Origin of the sequence: Blautia sp. AM42-2, assembly GCF_003480245.1 — a bacterium.
Classification (GTDB): domain Bacteria; phylum Bacillota; class Clostridia; order Lachnospirales; family Lachnospiraceae; genus Fusicatenibacter; species Fusicatenibacter saccharivorans.
The window spans coordinates 76,066-101,577 of sequence record NZ_QUIM01000005.1 but is presented as its reverse complement, the minus strand read 5'-3'; the positions used below and the strand labels follow the sequence as shown (position 1 = coordinate 101,577).

20 protein-coding genes are annotated in these 25,512 nt (G+C 51.7%); 3 read left to right on the top strand and 17 right to left on the bottom strand.

Going from position 1 to position 25,512, the window contains the following annotated elements; translation table 11 throughout:
- Positions 1–18: 18 nt before the first annotated feature.
- From lepA to gpr, 3 genes are all read right to left on the bottom strand, one after another.
- Positions 19–1,833 (bottom strand): translation elongation factor 4, encoded by a 1,815-nt coding sequence (gene lepA, locus DW915_RS07965; RefSeq protein WP_022462217.1) that lies wholly within the window; start codon positions 1,831–1,833, stop codon positions 19–21.
- Between the two features lie 111 nt (positions 1,834–1,944).
- Positions 1,945–3,351, bottom strand: a complete 1,407-nt coding sequence (locus DW915_RS07960; protein WP_243002019.1) for a stage II sporulation protein P — start codon at positions 3,349–3,351, stop codon at positions 1,945–1,947.
- A gap of 23 nt (positions 3,352–3,374) precedes the next feature.
- A complete protein-coding gene (gpr, locus tag DW915_RS07955; RefSeq protein ID WP_055218620.1) occupies positions 3,375–4,262 on the bottom strand; it encodes a GPR endopeptidase in 888 nt (295 codons plus the stop codon).
- Positions 4,263–4,443: 181 nt separating this feature from the next.
- Here gpr and rpsT point away from each other — a divergent pair, with 181 nt between their 5' ends.
- Positions 4,444–4,707 carry a 30S ribosomal protein S20 gene (gene rpsT / locus DW915_RS07950; RefSeq protein WP_022462214.1) on the top strand — a complete coding sequence of 88 codons (264 nt, stop codon included), beginning with the start codon at positions 4,444–4,446 and terminating at the stop codon, positions 4,705–4,707.
- A gap of 327 nt (positions 4,708–5,034) precedes the next feature.
- Here the strand turns inward: rpsT and holA are convergent, their stop codons facing one another.
- The 11 genes from holA to argC form a co-directional block, all read right to left on the bottom strand.
- Complete coding sequence (gene holA / locus DW915_RS07945) at positions 5,035–6,018, bottom strand: DNA polymerase III subunit delta (RefSeq protein ID WP_055227342.1); 984 nt, start codon at positions 6,016–6,018, stop codon at positions 5,035–5,037.
- Between the two features lie 71 nt (positions 6,019–6,089).
- On the bottom strand, positions 6,090–8,363 hold the full coding sequence (locus tag DW915_RS07940) for a DNA internalization-related competence protein ComEC/Rec2 (protein ID WP_117509510.1): 2,274 nt from the start codon (positions 8,361–8,363) through the stop codon (positions 6,090–6,092).
- Positions 8,360–9,283 carry a GerMN domain-containing protein gene (locus DW915_RS07935; RefSeq protein ID WP_055227346.1) on the bottom strand — a complete coding sequence of 308 codons (924 nt, stop codon included), beginning with the start codon at positions 9,281–9,283 and terminating at the stop codon, positions 8,360–8,362. Before DW915_RS07935 ends, DW915_RS07940 begins: the two co-directional genes overlap by 4 nt.
- A 12-nt stretch (positions 9,284–9,295) precedes the next feature.
- A complete protein-coding gene (locus DW915_RS07930) occupies positions 9,296–10,774 on the bottom strand; it encodes a sensor histidine kinase (RefSeq protein ID WP_242991129.1) in 1,479 nt (492 codons plus the stop codon).
- Positions 10,719–11,408, bottom strand: coding sequence for a response regulator transcription factor (locus tag DW915_RS07925; protein WP_022462209.1), 690 nt, complete (start codon positions 11,406–11,408; stop codon positions 10,719–10,721). The genes DW915_RS07930 and DW915_RS07925 overlap by 56 nt, the downstream gene beginning before the upstream one ends.
- A gap of 17 nt (positions 11,409–11,425) precedes the next feature.
- Positions 11,426–12,130: a helix-hairpin-helix domain-containing protein gene (locus tag DW915_RS07920; RefSeq protein ID WP_117509512.1), complete on the bottom strand. Its 705-nt coding sequence runs from the start codon at positions 12,128–12,130 to the stop codon at positions 11,426–11,428.
- 113 nt (positions 12,131–12,243) lie between these two features.
- On the bottom strand, positions 12,244–12,675 hold the full coding sequence (locus DW915_RS07915; RefSeq protein ID WP_117509610.1) for a DMT family transporter: 432 nt from the start codon (positions 12,673–12,675) through the stop codon (positions 12,244–12,246).
- A gap of 292 nt (positions 12,676–12,967) precedes the next feature.
- Positions 12,968–14,158: an aspartate aminotransferase family protein gene (locus DW915_RS07910; RefSeq protein WP_022462205.1), complete on the bottom strand. Its 1,191-nt coding sequence runs from the start codon at positions 14,156–14,158 to the stop codon at positions 12,968–12,970.
- Positions 14,145–15,041: an acetylglutamate kinase gene (gene argB, locus DW915_RS07905; protein WP_022462204.1), complete on the bottom strand. Its 897-nt coding sequence runs from the start codon at positions 15,039–15,041 to the stop codon at positions 14,145–14,147. Before argB ends, DW915_RS07910 begins: the two co-directional genes overlap by 14 nt.
- Before the next feature lie 48 nt (positions 15,042–15,089).
- The gene (gene argJ / locus DW915_RS07900; protein ID WP_117509513.1) at positions 15,090–16,313 is read right to left on the bottom strand and encodes a bifunctional glutamate N-acetyltransferase/amino-acid acetyltransferase ArgJ; all 1,224 of its coding nucleotides are present in this window, start codon (positions 16,311–16,313) and stop codon (positions 15,090–15,092) included.
- Between the two features lie 52 nt (positions 16,314–16,365).
- Positions 16,366–17,406 carry an N-acetyl-gamma-glutamyl-phosphate reductase gene (gene argC, locus DW915_RS07895; protein WP_022462202.1) on the bottom strand — a complete coding sequence of 347 codons (1,041 nt, stop codon included), beginning with the start codon at positions 17,404–17,406 and terminating at the stop codon, positions 16,366–16,368.
- Positions 17,407–17,688: 282 nt separating this feature from the next.
- Here argC and DW915_RS07890 point away from each other — a divergent pair, with 282 nt between their 5' ends.
- Positions 17,689–18,921: an argininosuccinate synthase gene (locus DW915_RS07890; protein WP_055218598.1), complete on the top strand. Its 1,233-nt coding sequence runs from the start codon at positions 17,689–17,691 to the stop codon at positions 18,919–18,921.
- A gap of 97 nt (positions 18,922–19,018) precedes the next feature.
- Here the strand turns inward: DW915_RS07890 and DW915_RS07885 are convergent, their stop codons facing one another.
- From DW915_RS07885 to DW915_RS07875, 3 genes are read right to left on the bottom strand one after another with little or no spacing between them, the layout of a single operon-like run.
- A complete protein-coding gene (locus DW915_RS07885) occupies positions 19,019–20,836 on the bottom strand; it encodes an N-acetylmuramoyl-L-alanine amidase (RefSeq protein WP_118719532.1) in 1,818 nt (605 codons plus the stop codon).
- Between the two features lie 15 nt (positions 20,837–20,851).
- Positions 20,852–22,036, bottom strand: a complete 1,185-nt coding sequence (locus DW915_RS07880) for an iron-containing alcohol dehydrogenase (RefSeq protein ID WP_118719598.1) — start codon at positions 22,034–22,036, stop codon at positions 20,852–20,854.
- A 23-nt stretch (positions 22,037–22,059) separates the two neighbouring features.
- The gene (locus tag DW915_RS07875) at positions 22,060–22,899 is read right to left on the bottom strand and encodes a carbon-nitrogen hydrolase family protein (protein ID WP_118719534.1); all 840 of its coding nucleotides are present in this window, start codon (positions 22,897–22,899) and stop codon (positions 22,060–22,062) included.
- 794 nt (positions 22,900–23,693) lie between these two features.
- Here DW915_RS07875 and DW915_RS07870 point away from each other — a divergent pair.
- Complete coding sequence (locus DW915_RS07870; protein ID WP_117801493.1) at positions 23,694–25,457, top strand: ABC transporter ATP-binding protein; 1,764 nt, start codon at positions 23,694–23,696, stop codon at positions 25,455–25,457.
- Positions 25,458–25,512 lie beyond the last annotated feature (55 nt).

The window sequence follows — 25,512 nt, the reverse complement described above, 5'->3', positions numbered from 1 at the left end:
CGGTCTCATTTTTATTTCTTAATTTTCATCCAGTTTCAGCACGCTCATAAAGGCTTTCTGCGGAATCTCCACGTTTCCTACCTGGCGCATCCGCTTCTTACCTTCCTTCTGCTTCTCCAGCAGCTTCTTCTTTCGGGAAATATCGCCGCCGTAGCACTTGGCGAGGACGTCTTTGCGCATCGCGCGGACGGTTTCTCTGGCGATAATCTTCGATCCGACAGCCGCCTGGATCGGGATTTCGAAGAGCTGCCGCGGAATCTCTTCTTTGAGCTTCTCGCACATCTTTCTTCCGCGCTCGTAGGCAGATCCCTCGAATACGATGAAGGACAGCGCATCCACTTCTTCTTTATTGACGAGGATATCGAGTTTTACAAGCTCGCTTCTCTCATAGCCGAGCAGCTCGTAGTCGAATGACGCGTAACCTTTGGAGCGGGATTTTAAGGCATCAAAGAAATCGTAGATAATCTCATTCAGCGGGAGATGGTAATGAAGCATCGCACGCGTCGTCTCCATGTATTCCATTCCCTGATACTGGCCTCGTCTCTGCTGGCAGAGCTCCATGATCGGTCCGATGTAGTCGGTCGTCACCATAATCTCTGCTTTTACCAGCGGCTCTTCCATATAATCAATCTCGGACGGGTCCGGCAGATTCGACGGGTTGGTCAGGTCAATGACGGTTCCGTCGGTTTTGTGAACCTTATAGATAACGCTCGGTGCGGTCGTCACGAGATCCAGATTGTACTCACGCTCCAGGCGCTCCTGAATAATTTCCAGGTGAAGCAGTCCAAGGAAACCGCAGCGGAAGCCAAAGCCCAGTGCTGCCGATGTCTCCGGCTCGTAGAAGAGGGATGCATCGTTTAACTGCAGTTTTTCCAGCGCGTCGCGCAGATCGCCGTACTGTGCGCCGTCGGCCGGGTACATGCCGCAGTATACCATCGGGTTGACTTTTTTGTAGCCCGGCAGTGCTTCTGCACACGGACGGTCGGCATCGGTTACGGTATCACCCACGCGGGTGTCGCGCACGTTTTTGATGCTGGCGGTGATATAGCCTACCATTCCGGCGGAGAGCTCGTCGCACGGGATCAGACGGCCTGCGCCGAAGTAGCCGACCTCGACAACTTCCTCGACAGCGCCTGTCGCCATCATGCGGATTCTCGTTCCTTTTTTCACGCTTCCTTCCATCACACGGCAGGAAATGATGACGCCGCGGTATGCATCGTAGACGGAATCGAAAATCAGTGCTTTTAACGGTTCCGTCGGATCACCTTCCGGTGCCGGAATTTTCTGTACGATCTGCTCGAGCACCTCGTCCACGTTCAGGCCGGTTTTTGCTGAAATCCGCGGAGCATCCTGCGCTTCCAGTCCGATGACATCCTCGATCTCTGCAATTACACGGTCCGGCTCGGCGCTTGGAAGGTCTACTTTGTTGATGACTGGGAACACATCCAGGTCATGGTCAAGGGCGAGGTAGACGTTGGCAAGGGTCTGCGCCTCGATACCCTGCGATGCATCGACAACGAGCAGCGCGCCGTCGCATGCGGCAAGGCTTCGGGAAACCTCATAGTTGAAGTCAACATGGCCCGGGGTGTCAATCATGTTTAAAATGTACTCCTCGCCGTCGGCCGCTTTGTATACGGTACGGACTGCCTGTGCCTTGATCGTGATGCCGCGCTCACGCTCCAGATCCATATTGTCCAGCACCTGATCCTGCATCTCACGCTCGGTCAAAAGGCCTGTTTTCTGAATAATACGGTCCGCAAGGGTTGATTTTCCATGGTCGATATGGGCAATAATACAAAAATTACGAATTTTACTCTGATCTATTCCTGACAAGTTTTTTCCTCCTGCTTTTTCCCTACGATACCAGATTGCTCCATATTTCGTACTCCCGCAATCTGTCTATTTTGTATGATACGAAATTCCACTCAAAAAAGCAAGATAAATTTATCCGCCTGATGCCGGACTTTTGCCCGACAGAACCTTATGCAGGATATCCGCAAACGGCCCCATTGCATTTTTCACCTCCTCGACCGTATTCGTCTGCGCACCAACCTCGAGAAGAACAGATCTCGGGCGGAGATGGAGGTTGTAGCGGTAGCCTTTTAAATAGATACAGCGCGAAAAGCCGGGATAATACTGTTTTGCCTCATACTCCATCTGAAAGGAAAATGCAAGGTTTTCCGCCTGATACGGATTGGGCAGGCTTGTCAGTTCGCCGCTTTCTTTCGTGCGGGAAAGGCCGTTGAAAAACATGATCTGCGCGGTCGGCTTTCCGTTGATTTCTGTCACAAGACGTTTTGAACCATTGACCCCGTCCCGGTGCAGGTCGATCACGACCTGAATGGACGGGTGTTCTTCCAGCGCCGCTGCGATGACCGGCTCCGCGTAGTTGTAGGCGCGGCTCCGCTCGAGACAGCCTTCTTTCATGTCAAATGCCTCTGTAATATGAAGCACTTCGTATCCGTACTGCTTTTCCAGAAGCTCCTGCAGATCATCACCGAGGCCGATTACCGTGTCCGCTCTTTCTCCCGGACGGGAATCGGCGAAGGTTTCCTGCGAATGGGTATGATAGATCAGAATCTGCGGGCCTTCGGCATTTTCCGGCAGGGTCAGGTCTTTTCCGAGCAGGGTGCTGCCGTCGATCTCGCCCGGCAGGACCGAAGTGTTGGGATCGACAACGAAGAAGCGGTTCAGGAGCGCCTGCGGGTCAGCAAGAAGGTCAGGGGAAATTGTCTCCTGAATCGTGTCGGCCTCCGGGTAGAGAATCTCACGCGGTGCGCCGCCGGTTTCGATGGTCTCCTCCGGGACAGACTGCGGCGCTTCGGGTTCTGCCGTTGATGCCGACTCTCCGGCTGCCGGTTCTGTGATTCCTGTTTCCGTCTGCTCCGGCTCCGTGATTTCCATTCCATCTTTTTGAGTTTCATCTTTTTGAGTTCCATCCTTTTGATCTTCCTCAGTTCCCTGCTCCTTCGATTCTGTCTGCCCTCTTTCTGCTCCCGGTCCCGGATTCGAATCCTGCTTCGCCGTATCCGTTTCCGCTGCTTCTGTCCCGGCAGACAGCGTATTTTCTGCCGTGCTTCCCTCCCGAAGCGCCGGTATCTGATCCCGCACTGCCGCGAGGAGATTTTCCATCCATCCCCTTCCGTCCTCTTTTCCGTCATAAAAAAGAAGCGGCATCATCACATCCACGGATAACTGCTCCGCCTGTGCTGCCGCCCGCTGCAGCAGAACTTTCCCCTCTAAGAAATGATTTTTCCGGAGAACCGCTGCACTGCGGAACAGCAGTATACTGCAGGACAGGAAAAGACATCCCCATCCGAACCATCGTCCATTTCGCCTGGCATTCCACATATTATCACCATATTCATGATATGTTACAGTTCCCCGGAAAATGCCTGATTCATACCTGCCGCAAGAACCCCGGCCAGGCGGCGGACCATCTCGTCGATCTCTTTTGTCGTCACGTAAAGGCTTTCGAGCGCCGGTGAAATGACTTCTCCCAGAAATTCATCCATCTCGGACTCCTCCAGCGATTCCAGAACGCCTGCGACGGCATCGTGGACGATCGTTCCTGCCCCTACAACGGTCGGCACACCGATTCCGATGACCGGCACGCCGAGCGTCTCCTGATTTAAGGCATTGCGGTGGTTTCCGACGCCCGAGCCCGGCCAGATTCCGGTGTCGGCAAGCTGGATCGTACAGTTCAGCCGGTGAATACTGCATGCGGCAAGGGCATCCACGGCGAGAATCACATCTGGATGGGTCTGTTCTGCCGTTCCGCGCAGGATTTCCACTGCCTCCATGCCCGTCTGTGCCATAACGCCGGGAGCAAGGGCACTCACTTCCCGGCCCTTCTTTCCGTAGGTGCGCACCAGATGGCGCGTAACGTTAAGCTGCTCCACCGTCTCCGGCCCGAGCGCATCCGGCGTGATGCCGCGGTTGCCGAGGCCGGCCACAAGAACGGATCCGCACGCTTCCGGCACCATTTCCATCAGACAGTGGGAAAACTCCTCCGCCGCTTTCCGGCTCTCCTCCTCGTCTGCCGTCAAAAGCAGCGGCGCTTCGATCGTCACATACGTCCCTTTCGGCTTTCCCATCATTTTTGCACCCTGCTCCGATGTGATTTTCACAATGGTTGTCTGAATTTCCGCCTTTCTTTTCTTCTTCTCAATCTCGACCCCGGAGATCTCCACATGGTCCCTCTCAAATTTTTCCTGATTCTCCATCGCCAGGTCTGTCCGCATCCTATACTTTCCTATCATACTTTTCTCCTTCTCCTGTATTTTTGTTGTAGTTTTTGCAATTTTTTCAAAAATATGTATTGACAAACCATGCGAAATATTATAGGATAATAAAGCATGTTTCAGTGGAGCGCCCGTGTCTGTTCCATTGAATAACATCCCTTAAATCACATTAATTTTAAAAATATTGGAGGTGTACAGTTTGGCTAACATTAAATCCGCAAAGAAAAGAATCCTGGTAAATCAGACAAAGGCAGACCGCAACAAAGCAATCCGTTCTGCAGTTAAGACTTCTATGAAAAAAGTAGATGCTGCTGTTGCTGCAAACGATAAAGAGGCTGCTGCTGCTGCATTAGTAAATGCGATCTCTACCATCGACAAGGCTGCTTCTAAAGGCGTTTATCATAAAAACAACGCTGCCAGAAAAGTATCCAATCTGAGCAAAGCTGTAAACTCAATCGCATAATAAAGATATAAAACAAAGAGAACTTAGTCATACCGTCATGTGGCTGGGTTCTTTTTTTATGCTTACCAAAAGAGTGCGCCGCGACAGATCTTTTGATAAACACAGAACAAGGCGTATCGGCCAGTTTTCCTGTATCGGTACGCCTTGTTCTTTTTATAGCAAGACCCGAAAATAATGCAAAAAATTCAGCACCGCAGAGCGTGAATTACTGCGTCACAGATTTTCGTCGTACCCCGGTACGCCTTCAAATCTGTTCCTTGCAATTCGCGCTCAGCAGCACTGCCTTTTTTGCATTATTTTCGGGTCTTGCTATAGAAAACTCTGCTCTTACGCCGCCCTGCTGTATTTCGTAATCAGCAGCTCCACGCTCAGCAGATCGGAAATTTTTCCCGTCTTCACGTCCTCTTCCATCTGCACGCAGTCATTGACCGCCGCTTTTAATTCCTCCGCCGCATACTGGCGCGACATGGGAATATAGTTCCGCACAACGAAACTCTGCAGTCCCGTCCGTTTTGCGATCGTCGCCTGATCGCAGTGCTCTGCCAGCAGCTCTTTGACCTGTAGCAGCAGATTAAACTGGCGTGCCAGCAGAAAGAGAATCCGCATCGGCGGCTCCTTTAAAGCCAGCAGATCCTGATACAGATCGAGCGCTTTCCGCTGCTTCTTCTCCGTTACCGCGCGGATCATCTCGAAAATCCGGTTCGTAATCTGCGTTGTGCAGACTGCCTCGATATCCGCCCGCGTGATCACATCTCTTCCCATCGTATAGCTGAGCAGTTTTTCCAGCTCCTGCGAGATATTTCCCATATCCGTGCCCGTCTTTTCCAGAAAATCTTCCATATCCTGGCGCGTAATCTTTTTTCCCTCTTTTTTCATCATGCCGAGTACCCAGGTCATCAGCGTCTTTTCGTCCTGACGAGCAAATTCCACTGCTCTTCCCTGCTTCTGCACCGCCTTGTACATACGGTTCCGCTTATCGACTTCCTCCTCCACGAAGATCAGCACCAGATAATCCGGCAGGGATCCCATGTAGTCTGCCAGCGCGTCGGCTTTGTTTTTGAAAAATCCTGTATTTTCCAGCAGAATCACACGGCGGTCCGCAAAAAACGGCATCGTCTCCGCAAGGTCAATCACTTTGGGAATCTCGGTTCCTTTTCCCTCAAAGCGGGAGAAATTCATCGTGTCGTCCTCCGGCAGCAGTGCGTTTTTCAGCTTGTTTTTATACTGATGCTTCAGATAGGCTTCTTCTCCGTAGAGCAGGTAGGCCTGCTTAAAATTCTGCGTTTTGATATCTTCTAAAATGCTTTTCATTCCATCCTCTTTCTTTCGTTCCGGCAGAAGCACGTTTGCGCAGTGCCGCAGCAGCCGGAGCTTTTGACCATTCAGGAGACGGGAAATTCCACATCCGACCGGTATCCATGAACCGCCAGGCGGTCACGCTTCAGCTGTACTGTCACGGCTCCATCCACCGGTGTTCCGTAGATATGGCTTTTGCAGGCACGAAGCCGCTCCAGCAGCTCCCGGTGCGGATGGCCGTACCGTCCCGGCCACGCGCAGGAAATCAGGCTGATCTGCGGCTGTATGCGGTTCAGAAATGCCTCGCTCGTTGAATTTCTCGAGCCGTGGTGCGCCACCTTTAAAATCTGGCACCGCTCTGCCGCCCCCAGGACCTCTTCTTCTCCGCTTCCCTCCAGATCTCCCGTCAGAAGTGCGCGGCAGGCACCGCAGGAAAGCTGTAATACAACACTTCCGGCGTTTTCCTCTCCCGTATAGTCTTCGCCCGCTCCCGGATGAAGTACCGATACGGTGAGTTCTCCTGCACGGATCTCGTCTCCCTTTTTTAGATATTCTACCATAATTCCCGCTTTTTGTGCGGCTAAAATAAAAGGATTTTCTTTTTCGCTTCCTTTCATCCACACAGGCAGGAACAGATGGCGGATGCGAAGCGCCGTTTTCTGCTCCCCGATCAGCTCCAGCAGTTCGAGGATTCCGTTCGTGTGATCTGCGTCCGGGTGCGTGATAACAACGGCATCAAGAGCGGCAATGCCGCGCTGTTTCAGATATGGGAGAATCCTTTTTTCCCCGATCGCAGACGCACTGCTGCTCCCGCCGTCATTCAGCATCACAAAACGGCCGCTCTCCACCACCAGCGAATCGCCCTGGCCGACGTCAAGCGCTGTAATGGAAAACGTTTCCCGGGGACGGTAAAAAAGCAGAACACAGGCAAAAAACATGGTAATACCAAAGAGCATCCGCTCCCGCCTTCGTGCCTGCGCACCTTTTCGTTTTGCCCCATCCGGATTCATCTCCCGTTTTCGTTTTCGCACATACAGTATCACCAGCAGACCGGTCAGAATGATTCCATATCCTGCCATCTGCCATTTTTCCGGCTGACCGCAGATCCACACATTTCCCGGAATCTGTGCGACCGCCGCTGTCATCTGCCGCAGAAGTGTGAGCAGGAACCGCGCCGGAAGCAGAACAACACTTCCCGCTTTCACGCTTGCCAGTCCCGCCAGAAGCCCCGCAGCACCCGTCAGCAGCACCGCCGTCATGACAGCTCCTGCAAACAGATTCGGCAGAAACGCAAAGAGCGGAATCTCATAAAAATACCACGCCTGCAGCGGGATCATGACAAGCTGCAGGGAAAGGTACACCATCGCAGCCTCTTTCCCTTTCGCCGCAAGTTTTTCCAGCCCCGTTTTTTCCCCGCGTCTCTTCCGTTCCGCCTTCTCCCCCGCCAGAACCGGATAAACCCCGGAAATGGCTGTTACTGCTCCAAACGAAAGCCAGAACCCGCTCTGCTCCAGATACGAGGGGTTTTCTGCCAGCATCAGAATTGCCGCAAGAGAGAGCGCACTTAAGGAATCATACGTCCTTCCCACTGCGACAGCTCCCATCCGCACTGCAAACATCACCACTGCACGCACGGTCGCCGTTCCGCTGCCGGTAAACATGCCATACAGCACCATACCGGCGGCCGCCGCCAGAGACGCGGGAGTTTTCGGCAGATGCAGCGCCATCAGCAGCCGTCGGAGTGCCATGCCGAGCAGCATCAGATGCATGCCGGAAACGGAAATCAGGTGCAGCAGACCGCTCTGCTGATACGCCAGATACGTCTCCTCCGTGAGTTCCGACCGTTCCCCGAGCAGCATCGCAGAAAGCACACCTGCCTCCTCCTCCGGCATCATTTCTTTTAAAACGGCACAGCACCGCTCCCGCTCCAGCCGGAGCGCTTCGCCGAGATTCCACCGCCCGACATCCACAACTTCCTCCCGCTCCGAAATCACGTAGAACGCACAGCCTTTTCCCTCATAATATGTTTTCTCATCAAACATCCCCGGATTGCGCGGGCTTTCCGGCTTTTTTACAGTTCCGTACACCCGCACAGCGGCTCCGACCGGCAGATCTCCCCGCTTTGCGAGCAGATAAATTTTCCCTTTGCTTCCCTCCCCGCGCAGCACATACCCGTTGTTGCTGCTCTTTTTCTCATACGTTTCAATTGTCCCTGCAATCCACACCTTCCTGCCCTGCTGCGCTTTGTTTTCGTATTTGGGGTCAGAAAAAGGCGTGCCAAGAGGCACGCCCGCAATCCGCAGCAGCACAAGCACCAGCATGAATCCAAGACACGCCAGGCACATGGGCCGTTTTCTCATGTATCTTTTTCCTCCAGATAAGACAGGTCTTCCTCGTAGAACTGATTGAGTTTCATCGTTTCACGGAAGGTTACATCGCTCTCTCCGTTGATGGAAAACTGCACCTTATCCACCTTACAGTTCGCCGTGATGGAATCCACCACCGCATAAATCGGAATCTGCTCCGCCACACTCGAAAGCGCAGAATCCTTAAAAGATTTGTCAAAATTCACATAGGCAATCCGATCGGATGTCGTGACACTTAAGACATTCATCGTATCCGGCAGCACTGCATAATGGCCGTCTTCTTTCGGTCCCTTCATCAGCTGCTCCACCACGACCCGCTCCAGCGGAATGTTCGTGCTGTACGGCACCCGCCGCGTCTCCTTCACAAGATGATCGCCTGCTTCATTTGCAAAATACAGTGTCAGCGTCGCATACTGATACTGATAAATTTCCCTTCCGGAATTTTCCAGAAAGCTGTCCGCCGTCATCGTTCCGATCTCGCGTCCTTTGGAATCCTTTAACGGATCCCCGTCAATCAGAAGCGTCACGCGCTCCACCTCCGGAACCTGCACAAAGGTACGCACCAGTCCTGCACGCACCAAAACCTCCTGCGGCCGCGCAAGCTCTCCGTACTCTCCACTTAAGTTCAGCGTAAGGAGCCCGTTCTCCAGCGTATATGTCTTGATGGAAATCCCATTGGAAAGAAGTGCCTGGTTTCCGTCCTTGGCAGGTTTCTCCTGCAGCGCGTCAACCAGCTCCTTGATCAGTTTCTGATCCGTTCCTTCTTTTGGTTCATACGGCTCCTGCACCAGTGTTGTGCCGGTTTTGTCTAGGCAGTACAGGTGATACGCCGACTCCTTCTGGCTCTTCTGCCACTGCCCGCAGCCGCTAAGAAGCAGCACGCCGGCCAGCAGTACGCCAAGTATCCGTTTCATGTGCGCCACCTCCTACATCACGTAATTCAGAGGAATCCGCACGGAAAATGTCGTTCCCTCGTTTTCTTTGCTGTATACACGGATCGCTCCCCGGTGCATGACAATCGCGCTCCGCGCAATCGCAAGGCCAAGGCCGGTTCCGCCGATTTCCCGCGAGTGGGACTTGTCCACGCGGTAGAAACGCTCGAAGATATGCGCAATCGACTCCTCCGGGATGCCGATGCCGGAGTCTGCCACCGTCACGTAGAAATATTTGTGATCCGCATTTAAGGATACACGCACCCATCCATTCTCGTTGTTGTACTTGATGCCGTTTTCGATCAGGTTCGAGAACGCCAGCGAGAGCTTCGTCGCATCCACCTCTGCATTGACCGGGCGGAAGCTGTCGAGAATGAGCTCCACATTTTTCTGTGCGGCAATCGGATGAAGCCGCTTCAGCAGCTGCTCTAACAGCTCGTTGATATTGACCTGGGTGATATTGAGGTCTGCCACCTTTTTATCCATCTTGACCAGCGACAAAAGGTCGGTAATAATCTGGTTTTCGCGGTCGATCTCCGAGGTAATATCCTGCATGAATTCCTGATAAAGTTCCACCGGAACGCCCTCCTGCCCGTTCAGCGAATCCGCCAGAACCTTCATGGACGCAAGCGGCGTCTTTAACTCATGCGAGACGTTCGAAACAAATTCCTGGCGGGAATCGTCGAGCGTACGGACGCGGGTCAGCATCTTGTTGAATGCGTCCGTGATCAGCTCTGTCTCGAGGTAATCCGGAACAGAAATGCTTTCGTCGAGATAGCCGTCGGTGATGTCCTCGATGGAACGGGTGACCTTCTGGAACGGCTTCATCAGAATGCCCGCGAGCAGATAGCCAAAGACCAGCACGAGAAGCGTAATGATCGAAAGAATCGTCATTCCCTTCGTCTCCAGAATTTTCATATTCGCACGGATCTCATCCGTCGAAATGCTGACGAGCATAACGCCGAGCGTCTCCTTCGTCTCGGTATTCTGAATCCGCACCGTCATTTCCAGATAGCTGTTTTTCCGGTCGTACTGGCTCGTCTCCTTGCCCTGAAAGCTCTGGATGACCTCCTGCGAGATAATCGTCTTTCCGCGGTCCATATCGTACGTATCTTTGATGACGCGGAAATCCTGGTCGATAATCAGGATTCTGCCGCCGTAGATATTCGTCAGCATACTGAGCTGTCCGTTGATGACATCCGATCCAGGATCTTCCATGTAATTCTGCTGGATGAGCTGGTTGCAGATAATATCGCACTGATTTTTTACGGTAATGCTGCGCACCGATACCGCACGGTCCTCATAGCTGTTTACGATGCTCTTCTCAAGGATCACACACGGTACAATGCCGATGATCACAAGAATCACCGTGATGCGGAAGCGCAGACTCCGCAGAAACTTCCATTTTTCTTTGTTTTTAAGCCTGGAAATAGTAACCAACTCCCCACTTTGTGTGAACGTACTTCGGTTCACTTGGATTTTTCTCAATCTTTTCGCGCAGACGGCGGATATGTACATCTACGGTGCGCACGTCGCCCGGGTACTCATAGCCCCAGACAATGTTCAGCAGGTTCTCTCTGCTGTACACCTTGTTCGGATTGAAGACGAGAAGCTCGAGCACATCGAACTCCTTCGCAGTCAGATTGATCTCGCGGTCTCCGATGAAGACTCTTCTGCTCTCGCAGTCGATCCGCAGGTCTTTCACCTGTACGACTTTTGCTTTCTCTTCTTTTGGCTCCTGGCGGGCCGCACGGCGCATGATGGCCTTGATGCGTGCTTTTACTTCCAGAATGTTGAACGGCTTTGTGATGTAATCATCTGCGCCGTATTCCAGTCCCAGGATTTTGTCCATGTCCTCGCCCTTTGCGGTCAGCATGACGATCGGAACGTTGGAAAATTCACGGATCTGCTGGCAGACGGACAATCCGTCCAGCTTTGGCAGCATCAGATCCAGAAGGATCATATCGTATTCTTTTTCTTTTGCCATGGAGAGTGCTTCCTCGCCGTCGTATGCGCAGTCAACCTCCATGCCGTCCTGCTCCAGGCTGAAGCGGATTCCTTTTACGATCAGTTTTTCATCATCAACTACAAGAACTTTCTTTGCCATTTCTTCTCCTTCTTGTTCTAAACCTCGATAGAACCCCTTATCTTTTCAAACATCTTTCCCTTGATGCCCTCAATGTTCATAATCTCCTCAATCGAACCAAACGGGCCGTTTGCTTCGCGGTAGGCGATGATGGCATCCGCACGGCTCTCTCCGATGCCGGAGAGTGTCATCAGTTCTTCTTTTCCGGCCGTGTTCAGGTTGACTTTGCCGGAACCGGAAGCCTGCTCCGTGCCGCCCGTATTCTGCTGCGGCGTTTCCGTGATTTCCATGTTTTCTGCCTCCTCGCGCGTCCAGACGGTGATCTGCTCTCCGTCTTCGATTTTCCGTGCAAGATTGAGGATTTTTTCTTCAGCATCCGGCAGAAATCCGCCTGCCGCTTCCACAGCCTGCACTACGCGGCTTCCGCCCGGCAGCGTGTAGACACCGGGGGAAGCAACCGCACCGCAGATATAAACCTGCACTGTTTCTTCCGGTGCTGTCTCCTGTGCCTCACGTTTTTCCGGAATGCCTGTGGTTTCTCCGGCGCTTTTTTCGGAAACCGTCTGCTCCTCATCCACTTCCTTCTGATTCCCGAAAACGGTTTCCGCCGTGCTCCCGCCCGTGCTATCTGACAGTTTGTATTCTGTATCCCTGTGGTTGCATCCGCAGAGCAAAAAAACCAGCATCGCCGCCAGTATTTTTGCATGTTTTCTGCCTCTGTTCTGCTGTTTTTTCAATTTCATGCTGTGTACTCCCTTCCGCTTCGCATCTGACGCGCAAGGGTCCCTTGTGTACGCATAACTACGTTTCTATTGTATCGGAGATGCCGCAAAAATACAAGTAGAAATCTGTACCTTTATTTCCACTGAAACACTACAATTCCCACAACTGCCACTGCCATGCCGAGCAACTTGCGCACGGTGAAATCCGTTTTTTCCATACCGAAAAGGCCGAACAGTTCAATCAGCCACGCCGCTGCGAGCTGGGAAATGACGATCAGCATCGCCGCCTTCGCCGGGCCGAGGCCTGCCATACTCCAGATAACCGTGATCGTGATAAACGCGCCAATTGCCCCGCCGAGCAGCAGATACCACGGCTTTACGCGGAACAGATCCCCGATCGGCTCCCTCCCGGTGATGCACCATGCCGCAAGACAGACGGCAAACGCACTAATCTGCACCCAGCCGGCCGCCAGCCATGTACTCGTCTGTTTCGTCACCTCTGTGTTGAAAACGCCCTGAATACTCATCAGTGCGCCGGAAAGCAGCGCTGTTAAAATTCCCGCCATTGATTTTTCCTCCTGCTGTTTTTTTATGTACTCTCGGAGTCTTTCTGCGCTTGATTTTACGAGAAGATTTTTTGTCAGTTGTGCCCAAATTTCTGAGGCGTACGCGGTGCGTACGTTGATGAAATTTGGGTGCAGCTGGCGGAAAATCGGCCGTAAAAGCAAGTGCAGAAAGGCTCCGAGAGTACATTTTATACTATTCCTTTTTTCCCCGTTTTTATACAGAACTCAGGGACAGCAGAAAAACAGCCGCCCGGTCTCCTGCCTAGGAAACCAGACGGCTGTCTATTTCACATTACTGTAATGCTTTCTCCAGTTTTTCAATCATCTCATCGATGTCATCTTTCGTAATCACAAGCGGCGGTACCATACGAAGAACGTCGCTTCCGGCGGAAATCACAAGAAGTCCGTTCTCAATCGCGCGGTTGATGACTTCTCCGACCGGACGGCCCGTTACGACAAGGCCCTGCATAAAGCCTTTTCCACGGCGTGCTGCGAGGCAGTCATATTTTTCCACCAGCTCGTCCAGCTTTTTCTCCAGATACGGAGCCGTCTCTGCTACATGCTCTACGACATGCTGTTTCTCATAGCATTCAAATACAGCATTGACAGCCGCGCAGGCCAGCGGGTTTCCGCCGTATGTCGTTCCGTGGTCTCCCGGAACGAGCGAATGCTCTGCCGTCTTTTTATTCAGCACGAAGGCGCCGACCGGAACGCCGCAGCCAAGTGCTTTTGCACACGTCATGACATCCGGCTGTACGCCGTAATCCTGCCATGCGAACAGTTTTCCTGTTCTTCCCATACCGCACTGGATCTCGTCGAGAATCAGCAGGATGTCGTGCTCGTCACACAGATCGCGCACGCCCTGTAAAAATTCTTTCGTTGCCGGATAGATACCGCCCTCGCCCTGTACAGTCTCCATGATGATCGCACATGTCTTGTCGGTAATCTGTGCCTTTACGCTCTCCAGATCATTAAAATCCGCAAATTTAATGCCGCCGATCAGCGGTTTGAACGGATCCTGATAATGCGTATTTCCTGTTACAGAAAGCGCTCCAAGGCTTCTTCCATGGAAGGAATGGTTCATCGCGATGATCTCGTGATCGTTGCTGCCGTCTTTTAAGTAAGCGTATTTTCTCGCTACTTTGATGGCTCCCTCGATCGACTCCGTACCGCTGTTCGTAAAGAATACTTTATCCATGCCGGATGCCTTCGCCAGCTTTTCCGCCGCGGAGCCCATCGGAACATTGTAGAACAGGTTGGAAACATGGATGACTTTGTCCACCTGGTCTTTCACTGCTTTTTTATAATCGTCATTGCTGTAGCCGAGCGCATATACCGCGATACCTGCCGCAAAGTCCAGATATGCTTTTCCGTCGGTGTCATACAGATGAACGCCCTCGCCGTGGTCGATCACAAGCGGGAACCGGTTATAGGTGTGGAGCACGTACTGCTCGGTCTGTTCCATATACTCATTCGTCTTCATGATTGAATTTCTCCTTGTTTTCCCCTAAAATAGCCGTACCAATTCCTTTGTTCGTAAAGATCTCAAGCAGCAGGCAGTGCGGGATTCTTCCGTCCATGATGTGGACTCTCGATACGCCGTTCTCGATCGCATCGATGCAGCCCTGCAGTTTTGGAATCATGCCGCCGCCGACATTTCCATTTGTGATGAGATCTCTTGCTTCCTGTACGTGGAGCTCGGAAATCAGGCTCTCCGGATCCTTCGGATCTTTGTAGACACCCTCGATATCGGTCAGGAATGCCAGTTTTTCTGCATTTAACGCCTCAGCGATGGCGCATGCCGCGTCGTCTGCGTTGATATTGTAAGTATTGAAATCATCATCCATGCCTACCGGGCAGACAACCGGAAGGAAGTCGTTCTCCAGAAGATCGTACAGCACCTTCGGGTTTACGTTCTTGATATTTCCAACGAAGCCGATATCCTCGCCCTTGGACAGCTTCTTCTCTACATTTAAGAGTCCGCCGTCTTTTCCGCTGATGCCGACAGCATTAACTCCGAGTGACTGAATCATGGTGACAAGCTCTTTGTTGACCTTATTCAGCACCATCTCTGCCACTTCCATCGTATCGGCATCCGTTACACGAAGACCGTTGACGAATTTCGGTTCCATGCCGACTTTTCCGACCCAGCGGCTGATTTCCTTTCCACCGCCGTGTACGATGATCGGTTTGAAGCCGACCAGTTTCAGAAGAACTACGTCCTGGATGACGTTTCTCTTTAACTCTTCATCCACCATTGCGCTTCCGCCGTATTTGATGACAATGATTTTGCGGTTGAACCGCTGAATATAAGGAAGTGCCTCGATCAGCACATTTGCTTTGTCCAGATACATCTGATTTACCATGATTTTTTCTCCTCTTATGCTCTTTTCCCGTGCCTGTTCCGGATCCGGTCAGGAACGATAATCTGCGTTGATTTTTACGTAATCGTAGGTCAGGTCGCAGCCCCATGCCGTTGCTGTCGCCTCTCCCATGTGGATGTCGGCGATCGCAGTTACTTTCGGCTCGGAGAGGATCTTCGTTGCCTCCTCCTCGCTGTAGTCAACGGCAACACCTTTCGTGATAATCTGCAGTTTTCCGGCTGCGCTCTCAAAGTAGAGATCTACATTTTCCGGATCGAATTTTGCTCCGGAGTAACCCATCGCGCAGAGGATTCTTCCCCAGTTGGCGTCATGGCCGAAGATTGCCGCTTTCGTCAGACTCGATGTGATGACGGATTTTGCCAGTGTCACGGCCTGCTCTTTGCTCTCGGCTCCCTGAATCGTCACTTCGAACAGTGCGGTTGCGCCCTCGCCGTCGCCTGCGATGTGCATCGCCTGTGTTTTATTGACTTCAAAGAGTGCTTCTTTGAAAATCTTGTAATCCTCGTTTTCTTCCGTAATTTCCGGGTTTCCGGCAAGACCGTTTGCCAGAAGGAGAACGGTATCGTTTGTGGAAGTATCACCGTCTACGGAAACCATGTTGTAGGTGTCCGGTACGACTTCGCTCAGTGCTTTCTGCAGCATCTCTTTCGAAATATTGGCATCGGTTGCCACAAAGCTCAGCATGGTGCACATATTCGGATGGATCATGCCGGAGCCCTTGCACATGCTGCCGATCGTTACGGTTTTTCCGCCGATTTCGATCTGAACAGCAACTTCCTTCGGCTCGGTGTCGGTTGTCATGATCGCCTGTGCTGCTGTAGCTGCGGCTTCTCTTGTAGCTGCAAGCTGCGGTTTCAGCATTTCCACGCCGGCTGCGATCTTATCGATCGGAATCTGTTTTCCGATAACACCGGTCGATGCAACGAGAACGGAGTCCTCTGGAATGGAAAGTGCAGCCGATGCTGCCTCTGCGGTTTTTCTGCAGTAGCCATGGCCCTCCTCGCCGGTGCATGCATTGGCGATTCCGCTGTTGCAGACGATTGCCTGTGCGGTTGGATGGTTGTATACAATCTCCTGGTCCCATTTGACCGGAGCTGCTTTTACGATGTTTGTAGTAAAGGTTCCTGCTGCTACGCACGGTACCTCGCTGTAGACAAGTGCCATATCCTTTACGCCCTGTTTTTTAATTCCTGCTGCGCCGCCTGCTGCCTGAAAACCTTTTGCAGCAGTGATGCCTCCTTCAATCTTTTTCATTCTTTTATCCTCACTTTTCGTAAATTCCGTCTGTTGTCTGCTTCTGTCTTTTTTACGGGAACATCGGCGGCATGCACAGGCCTTCGTTTTCCGGCAGGCCGAACATCAGGTTCATATTCTGTACCGCCTGTCCTGCTGCGCCTTTGACCAGGTTGTCCATCGCACCCATCATGATGATTCGTTTCGTTCTCGGATCGATCTTGAAGTTGACATCCACATAGTTGCTTCCCTCGACCCATTTCGTCTGCGGGCAGACATCCTTATCGAGAACACGTACAAACTGCTCGTTGGCATAATACTTATCATAAACGGCTTTAACCTCTTCGTAAGTCACATCTTTTTTCAGGGATGCATATGCCGTTACGAGAATGCCGCGGTTCATCGGAACAAGATGCGGGGTGAAGTTCAGGGTGATCGGGTAGCCGGCTGCATAGGAAAGCTGCTCCTCGATCTCCGGTGTGTGGCGGTGGCCGGCAACGCCGTATGCCTTGATGTTTTCATTGACCTCACAGTAGAGGTTGTCCACTTTCGCTCCTCTTCCTGCTCCGGAAGTTCCTGATTTTGCATCAATAATGATGGTGTTTCCATCAATCAGATCTTCCTTTAATAAAGGATAAATCGAAAGAGTTGAGCAGGTCGGATAGCATCCCGGGTTTGCCACGATGCGCGCTTGTTTTACTTTCTCACGGTTGATCTCGCACAGTCCGTAAACCGCCTCGTCGATATACTGCGGGGATTTATGCTCGATCTTGTACCACTCTTCATACGTTTTTACATCTTTAATACGGAAATCGGCGCTCAGGTCGATGACCTTTACTTTCGAAAGAATTTCATCATTTACCAGGGAAGCACAGAGTCCCTGCGGAGTTGCTGTAAAAATGACGTCTACTTCCTTTGCAAGCTGCTCCATGTTGTCGTCCTTGCAGACATCGTCTACTAACTGAAACATATTCTGGTAAACCGACGCATATTTCTTATCGATATAGCTTCTGGAACCATACCATTTAATCTCCACATCTTTGTGTCCCAGGAGAATACGCACCAGCTCGCCTCCTGCATATCCTGTAGAACCGATAATTCCTGCTCTGATCATACCTTTTTCTCCTTTTTTCTTTCGCCCGTTTTCTTGTCTTGCCGGACATTTTTTCTTTTTTCTTTATGATATCTCAATTATTTTCTTTTTTCAATGAAAAATCTTTGTTTTCTGCTGTCATATACCGTCGATTGCATAAGTATACACCTCAAATGTATATTATGCAAGTTTTTTTTGAATTTCTGAAAAAAAGCTTGCATAATCCTGTCGTATGATGTATATTTTAGTCATTGACGATGCACCGCGCATATAGGTGCACGAGAAATCCAAGGAGGATCTTACATTATGAAAGAAAAAGTTGTACTTGCCTATTCCGGCGGACTTGATACTACTGCCATTATTCCGTGGCTGAAAGAGACCTTTGACTACGAAGTAATCTGTTGCTGCATCGACTGCGGCCAGGGAAACGAGCTGGTTGGCCTCGATGAGAGAGCAAAACTTTCCGGCGCTTCCAAATTATATATCGAAAACGTTATCGACGAGTTCAGTGAAGACTTCATCATGCCGTGCGTAAAAGCAGGCGCTGTTTATGAGAACAAATACCTGCTCGGTACTTCCATGGCACGTCCGGTTATCGCAAAGAAACTCGTTGAGATCGCAAGAAAAGAAGGTGCTGTTGCCATCTGCCACGGCGCTACCGGTAAAGGAAATGACCAGATCCGTTTCGAGCTCGGCATCAAAGCCCTTGCTCCGGATATCAAAGTAATCGCTCCTTGGAGAATGACCGATGTATGGACCATGCAGTCCCGTGAAGACGAGCTGGCTTACTGTAAAGCACACGGCATCGACCTTCCGTTTGATGCAAACCACAGCTACAGCCGTGATCGTAACCTGTGGCACATCAGCCATGAGGGACTTGAGCTTGAGGATCCGTCCAACGAGCCGAACTACGACGATCTTCTCGTACTGACCACTCCTCCGGAAAAAGCTCCGGACGAAGGCGAGTACGTAACCATGACCTTTGAGGCCGGCGTTCCGAAGACCTTAAACGGAAAAGAAATGAAAGTTTCTGAAATCATCACCGAGCTGAACAAGCTGGGCGGAAAACACGGCATCGGTATTGTTGATATCGTTGAGAACCGTGTTGTCGGCATGAAATCCCGCGGTGTTTATGAGACTCCTGGCGGAACCATCCTGATGGCTGCACATGAGCAGTTAGAGGAGCTGATTCTCGACCGTGAGACCCTGAAAACAAAGAAAGATCTCGGAAACCTGCTTGCTGAGGTTGTTTACGAAGGAAAATGGTACACTCCTCTGCGCGAGGCAATCCAGGCATTCGTTGATGTCACCCAGAAATATGTAACAGGCGAAGTAAAATTCAAACTGTTCAAAGGCAACATCATCAAAGCCGGCGAGTCTTCTCCGTACAGCCTGTACAATGAGTCTCTTGCTTCCTTCACCACCGGCGATCTCTACGATCACCACGATGCAGACGGATTCATCACACTGTTCGGTCTGCCGCTGAAGGTTCGTGCGATGAAAATGCAGGAGCTGGAGAAAAACAACAACAAATAAGATCTGATCCTATGGATTCCCAAAAGAAAGCGGACTCGCTCCGCTTTCTTTTTTTGCATACAAAAAGGACCCGCCCATTTCAGGCAGGTCCCTTTGTTTATTCGTAATATGCGTCGATTCCGTCCGCAATTCCCTGTGCCATCTTGTTTCGGTAATCCTCGGTTGCCATCAAACGGTCCTCGGAAGGATTGCTCATGAAGCCAAGCTCAATGATCGTGACCGGAATGGTACTCCAGTTGATGCCGCTCATGGAATCGGTGTAAATCACATCGCGGTTCTTCGCACCGGTGTCTTTGCAGAATGCTGCGATCATCTTCTGGGAGAGCTTCTGGCTCTTGCTGACCACATCACCGGAAAGATACGTATTTCTGCTGCTCGGTGCCATCGTGAGTGCTCCGTAAACCGACTGGTTCGAATCTCCGTTCGCGTGTACACGCACGAGAATGTCTGCTCCGTTCTGCGCGGCAAGTTTTGCACGCTCGGAGTTGCTGATATTGACGTCGTGCGTCTCGCGGATCATGTAAACATCGTAGCCGCGCTCCTCAAGGATATCGCGTACCTTTAAAGATACCGCAAGGTTCAGCTCATACTCATTGATGCCGGTTGCCACACCGCATGTTCCGGAAGCAACCTTCGCCTTATAGGTCGATGATCCCGGTCCGATCGGCTCTTTCTCGCTGTTTCCTCTTCTCTGGTGTCCTGCGTCGATTGCCACGCAGATATTTTTGCTGTTCCGGCGGACACCGTTTTTATCAACGTAATAGCCGTCGATGTAGGTATCCTTATAGATGCCTCCCCAGCTTCGGAAGTAATACGTTTTTCCGTCCACTTCCTGCCAGCCGTTCTTGTAAATACCGCCCCAGCTCCGGAAGTAATACGTTGCGCCTTTGATCGTTACCCACTGGCTCTTATACATGCCGCCCCAGCTCTGCAGGTAATACCAGTTATTATCATACCACAGCCATTCACTGTGCATCATTTTGCCGTCCTGCCTCAGATAATACCAGTTCTTGTCATACAGCAGCCAGCCTTCCCCTTTTGGGGTTCCGTTGCTGTCCATGTAATACCAGTCACTGCCCTTGGCCGCCCAGGCGTTCACGCGCATGCCGCCCCAGCTTTCAAAGTAATAATCAACGCCGTCAATCGTCTGCCAGCCGGTACTCATCACACCGTCTGCGTCTACATGGTACGTTCTTTTATCATGCACAAACCACTGATTCGTTCTGAGGCTTCCGTCCTCATTCAGATAGTACCATGTTCCGCCGACTTTTTTCCAGCCCTGGAATCCGGCTCCGCCCCAGCTCTCGAAGTAGTAGAGCGTTCCGTCAATCTTCTGCAGTCCGGTGCTCATCACACCGTTTTCATCTACATGGTATGTTCTCTTGTCGTGAACGAACCATTCATTCGTTTTGACGCTTCCGTCCTCGTTCAGATAGTACCATGCCCCGCCGACTTTTTTCCAGCCCTGGAAACCGGCTCCGCCCCAGCTCTCAAAATAATAGAGCTTTCCGTTGACCATCGAAAGACCCGTGCACATGATTTCGTCTGCATTCAGATAATATCTCCGGTTCAGATGGGTGATCCACTCGCTGGCGGCCATCGTGCCGTCCTCTTTTCTGTATTTCCAGCTTCCGTCCTCCTGTTTCACCCAGCCGGCAGGAAGTTTCTCCTCCGGCTCCTGTTCGTTGTCCTCACCTGGAATCGTAACAGCCGGCGTCTCGTTTTCCGAAGTACCGCTCTGCTCCTGCGCTGCCGCTTCCTCATCCGAATTCTGCTCGGAACTTTCCGTCTCATCCTGCTGCCAGGTTACGGCCGTGCCGTCATTTTCTGCTGCGCTTACCCTTGCCGGAAGCGCCCAGCCTCCTGCCGCAACGGCCGCTGCGATCAGCAGTGCTGCGATTTTCTTTTTTGCCATCTGGTTTTCCTCCTTTTATCGCGCCATCTGGTAAATCTCATATACTTCCTGTGCGCCCAGCTTGCGGATGCGGGACAGTTTTACGGTGTCCTGCTGTGTTGCATCCATGGAAAGGGCACGCAGATCCTCATCCGACGGGTTCAGAATATCAAGCTCATGCAGGGAGGTCGGCATGCCGAGCGAATGGAAGAACGCTACTGTGCGCTCAATGCCTTCCGTTGCCCGTTTGTGATCGCTTCCCTCTGTGATGCCCCAGACTTTTTCTGCAAACCGTGCAAACCGCCAGAGAACCGTCTCCTCATCGTACTGGTATTTCGCCCAGGCACCCCAGACTGCCGCCAGGGATGCGCCGTGTGCTACATCATATTTTGCACTTAACGCATGGCCAAATTTATGTACCGAAAAATCTTTGCCGCGTCCGCACTCCGTCAGTCCATTGTGTGACAGGCTTCCGCACCACATGATTTCCGCCATCGCATTGTAATCGGATGGGTTTTCCAGAACCTTCGGTCCGTTTTTGATTACGGTACGGAGGAGTCCCTCTGCAATCTCGTCCGTCATCTCGCACTGGCTCTCCGGAATGAAATAGCGCTCCATCGTGTGCATCATGATGTCGGTTACTCCGCAGGCAATCTGGTATTTCGGCAGGGTTGCTGCCAGCTCCGGGTTCATGATGGCAAATTTGCAGCGGTTGAACGGCGTGTTGATGCCGGCCTTTTTGCCGATTGCCTCGTTTGTCAGAACGGCTGAATCGCTCATCTCGCTTCCGGCTGCCGGTATCGTCAGAACCGCTCCTACCGGGAGAGATTTTGTCAGCGGTACTTTTTTCGTCCAGATATCCCAGAGTGCCTCCTCCGGATTTGCAGCTCCATGCGCAACGGCTTTTGCGGTGTCAATTGAGCTTCCGCCGCCGACGGCAAGAATAAAGTCTGCCTGCATTTCCACTGCTTTTTTCACACCCTCCTCGGCAAGGGCAAGTCTCGGGTTTGGTTTTACGCCGCCAAGCTCTTCAAAGGCAAGGCCCTCTTTTGCAAGAGATGCTTCCACTCGTTCCAGAAGACCGCTCCGTTTTGCACTTCCGCCTCCGTAAACGACGAGCACCTTTGTGCCGCCCCATTTCTTTACCTCAGCGCCTGCCTGGTTTTCGGTCTCTTTTCCGAACACGACTTCCGTCGGGGTATACTGTATAAACTGATCCATCTTCTTATTTCCTCCCTGCATTTTTATTCTTCATAAATCCGTACGTTTCCCGAGCTTACACGGTAAAGATCGTCTCTCCTGTTTTCCAGAGACGGGATTTCATTTCTTGTCCGCTCCAGCACTTCCGGATCCAGCTCTGCGATGAGTACCTGCGGGGTATCATCTGCCTCCGCAAGAATTTCGCCGTCCGGCGCAATGATCATGGAATGGCCGTACGCCTCAAACCGCGCTTTCTGGCCGCACTGGTTGGCGGCGAGCACGTAGCATCCGTTTTCAATGGCGCGCGTGCGCAGCAGTACTTCCCAGTGGCGCTCTCCCGTTGCTTTCGTAAAATCCGCCGCTATCAGAAATGCATCGGCTCCGGAGGATGCCATCAGCCGGTACTGTTCCGGAAAGCGGATATCGTAGCAGATGCTCATGCCGAACAGGCCAAGCGCCGTGTCCGCAAGAACAATTTCATTTCCCGGGCAGATCTCGTGTGATTCTTCGTAGGAGACACTGCCCGGAATATTTACGTCAAACATATGTATTTTGCTGTATTCTGCAATCGTTTCTCCATCTGGTCCGAACAGAAACGACGTGTTGGACGGACGCCCCGGATGGCGCCGTACCGTCATGCTGCCGCAGTGCAGATAGACACCGTACCGTTTGGCAAGGCTGGAAAACCGGCGGCTTACGTAGCCCGGCACTGCACTTGCGTGGCCCGGCATGTCTGCTCCCGTGTATTCTGCGGTCTCCGGGAAAAGAATCAGCTTCGCTCCTTGTTCCGCCGCCTCCCGCACATACTGCTCGGCCATACGCATATTTTCATTCATATCCGGCCCGGAATCCATCTGCACCAGGCCTGCAATTATTTTTTCCATCTTTTTGTCCCCTCGTTTCACATGTTAGCTTGTGATTTTTCCGCTTATACTCTCGTTTATTATATCGTTACAGTTCACAGATACCTGCGAACTGTAACATTCGCAGCCCTCATTGAAAGTTTTGCTACGCAAAAGGAGGGCTGCTCACACCTGAATCACTTTCTTACGCAGCGAAACAGCAAGTGTTTCACTGCTGATTGAACAGTAATATTATATCTCATATTCCCCAAAACAGCTACCCAAATTCGCAATTTTCATACCTTTTGCAGCTTTTATTTTTTAATTTTTGAAAATAACAATTGACAAATCCGGAAAACAGGAGTAGCTTAGAACCATAAGCTGTCGTGTTCGATCAGATGCGGCAGAAAAAATCATGAAAGGAGAACACCACTTATGATCAATCTTATTTATGCATCCAGCGTAAAACAGAATAAACTTCGTATGGCGATCAAACCAGGTGGCTGCCCTTCTTTCGAAATTCTTTGTAAGCATTAACTCTGCATAACAAATCTCTATGCATTCTTTATGCCTGCTATTTCGCACAGAAGGCGCGGTACGTCGATACTGCGGCTTTTTTTATTGCTATAAACAGTACGAAACCGTTCTTTCCGGCTTCGCTCCGTTTCCGGCAGGCAGATTCCGCGGTCTTCTTACCGCATCGATTCCCTTCTTTTATATACAAACGCAGCCTTCGCTTTCGTTTCCCGTTGTTCCGTTCCCACACTTACGGAGCTTTTGAAAGCCTATGTTCTGCCAGACACCCAAACGACATCAATGAGGAGGTTTTAACATTCATGAAGAAAAATCCAATCGGTAAGTACCTGCTCCAGAACTGGTACTACTACGTTTTCGCTTTTGGTTCCATGGCCTTAAGTGTCTTTCTCGATATGCTCGCGCCGCTTGTCACGCTGCACATCGTGGATGACGTGCTGGTCGGTCACAAAATGGAACTGCTCTGGAAATACCTTGCCGCCTTTCTTCTGATCGGTGCCGCAAAAGCCCTGTTTCAGTACATCAAAGAATTTTTATTCGATGTCAGCAGCGTCCGCGTCGCCAGCCAGATGAGGGACAACCTGTTCCGCCACGTCCAGCGGCTTTCGGTGGAATACTTTGACAAAAACAATACCGGCGAACTCCTCGCCCGCGTGCGCGATGACGTCGACCGGATCTGGGATATCCTCGGCTTTGCCGGCATGCTGATCTTAGAAGGCCTGATCTGTATCATGATGGCAATGGTCAGTATGGTCAAACTGGATCTGCCGCTGACACTCGTCTCCGTGGCGATCCTTCCTTTCGTCGCAGGCATCGCAATCCGCCTCGAAAAAGAACTCGACCGTGTCTACGATGCGATCAGCGAGGAAAACGCCGTCATGAATACCGTTGCACAGGAAAATCTCGCCGGTGTCCGCACCGTCAAATCCTTTGCACGGGAACCGTATGAGATCAAAAAATTCCGGAAACACAATCAGAAATACTGCGATCTCAACATGGATCAGGCGCGCGTCCTGATGAAATACGATCCCGCCATCTCGTTTCTTACGAAGCTGATGCGCGTGCTCGTCCTTCTCGCGGGCGGCTACGGTGTCATCCACGGACGCATTACGCTCGGTGTTTTAACGGCCTTTATGGAGTACACCTCCAAGATCACCTGGCCGATCGAAAACGTCGGCTGGCTCGGCAACTGCTTCGCTTCTGCGATTGCTTCCAACAAGAAGCTGAACAAAATTCTCGCAGAGGAGCCGCAGATCGCAGAACCGGAAAATCCGGTGGAGCTTTCAAAACTTCCGGGTGACCTGGAATTCCATCACGTCGATTTCTCCCTGCATGACACACCGATTCTGCAGGATATCGACTTTACCTTAAAGCAGGGCCACACACTCGGCATCATGGGTATGACGGGTTCCGGAAAAACAACCATCGTCAATCTGCTCGAGCGTTTTTACGATGTCACCGACGGTTCCATCTGTCTCGACGGCCACGACATCCGCACCCTGCCGCTGCGCACCGTGCGCGATACTTCTTCCGTCGTCATGCAGGACGTCTTCCTGTTCTCAGACACGATTTCTGAGAATGTCCGCCTCGGCAGCCGCAGCACAATGAAATCCGAAGAGGTACATAACGCCGTCTCCGCTGCGTGTGCTTCCGAGTTCGTCGATCACCTTTCCGATCAGTACGAAACGGTCATCGGCGAGCGCGGCATGGGACTTTCCGGCGGTCAGAAGCAGCGTCTTTCCATCGCACGCGCCCTGGCAAAACAGGCTCCGATCCTCGTACTGGATGATTCCACCTCGGCGCTCGATATGGAGACCGAATACGAAATCCAGAGCCATCTCGCCGAGAAAAAAGATGTTTCCAAGATCATCATTGCCCACCGCATTTCTTCAGTGCAGAATGCCGATGAGATCCTGTATCTCGATCACGGACGCATCGCCGAGCGCGGCACGCATGAGAGTCTGATGGCACAGAAAGGCCTGTACTACTCCACCTGGGAGGCTCAGTACGGTGATTACCATAAAGCAAAGGCAGCCCTCGAGCAGGCACTTCCTGCCAATGCTTAATTCAATTTAATCTGTTACCCGACAACTTCTGTATTTACTTACCCGTTAAGAGAGG

Bases quoted from the DNA above. Each gene is read 5' to 3' on its own strand.
- DW915_RS07960 (WP_243002019.1), bottom strand. From the start codon at position 3,351: ATGTGGAATGCCAGGCGAAATGGACGATGGTTCGGATGGGGATGTCTT.
- gpr (WP_055218620.1), bottom strand. From the start codon at position 4,262: ATGATAGGAAAGTATAGGATGCGGACAGACCTGGCGATGGAGAATCAG.
- holA (WP_055227342.1), bottom strand. From the start codon at position 6,018: ATGAAAAGCATTTTAGAAGATATCAAAACGCAGAATTTTAAGCAGGCC.
- DW915_RS07940 (WP_117509510.1), bottom strand. From the start codon at position 8,363: ATGAGAAAACGGCCCATGTGCCTGGCGTGTCTTGGATTCATGCTGGTG.
- DW915_RS07935 (WP_055227346.1), bottom strand. From the start codon at position 9,283: ATGAAACGGATACTTGGCGTACTGCTGGCCGGCGTGCTGCTTCTTAGC.
- DW915_RS07925 (WP_022462209.1), bottom strand. From the start codon at position 11,408: ATGGCAAAGAAAGTTCTTGTAGTTGATGATGAAAAACTGATCGTAAAA.
- DW915_RS07920 (WP_117509512.1), bottom strand. From the start codon at position 12,130: ATGAAATTGAAAAAACAGCAGAACAGAGGCAGAAAACATGCAAAAATA.
- DW915_RS07915 (WP_117509610.1), bottom strand. From the start codon at position 12,675: ATGGCGGGAATTTTAACAGCGCTGCTTTCCGGCGCACTGATGAGTATT.
- DW915_RS07910 (WP_022462205.1), bottom strand. From the start codon at position 14,158: ATGAAGACGAATGAGTATATGGAACAGACCGAGCAGTACGTGCTCCAC.
- argB (WP_022462204.1), bottom strand. From the start codon at position 15,041: ATGGTAAATCAGATGTATCTGGACAAAGCAAATGTGCTGATCGAGGCA.
- argJ (WP_117509513.1), bottom strand. From the start codon at position 16,313: ATGAAAAAGATTGAAGGAGGCATCACTGCTGCAAAAGGTTTTCAGGCA.
- argC (WP_022462202.1), bottom strand. From the start codon at position 17,406: ATGATCAGAGCAGGAATTATCGGTTCTACAGGATATGCAGGAGGCGAG.
- DW915_RS07885 (WP_118719532.1), bottom strand. From the start codon at position 20,836: ATGGCAAAAAAGAAAATCGCAGCACTGCTGATCGCAGCGGCCGTTGCG.
- DW915_RS07880 (WP_118719598.1), bottom strand. From the start codon at position 22,036: ATGGATCAGTTTATACAGTATACCCCGACGGAAGTCGTGTTCGGAAAA.
- DW915_RS07875 (WP_118719534.1), bottom strand. From the start codon at position 22,899: ATGGAAAAAATAATTGCAGGCCTGGTGCAGATGGATTCCGGGCCGGAT.
- DW915_RS07870 (WP_117801493.1), top strand. From the start codon at position 23,694: ATGAAGAAAAATCCAATCGGTAAGTACCTGCTCCAGAACTGGTACTAC.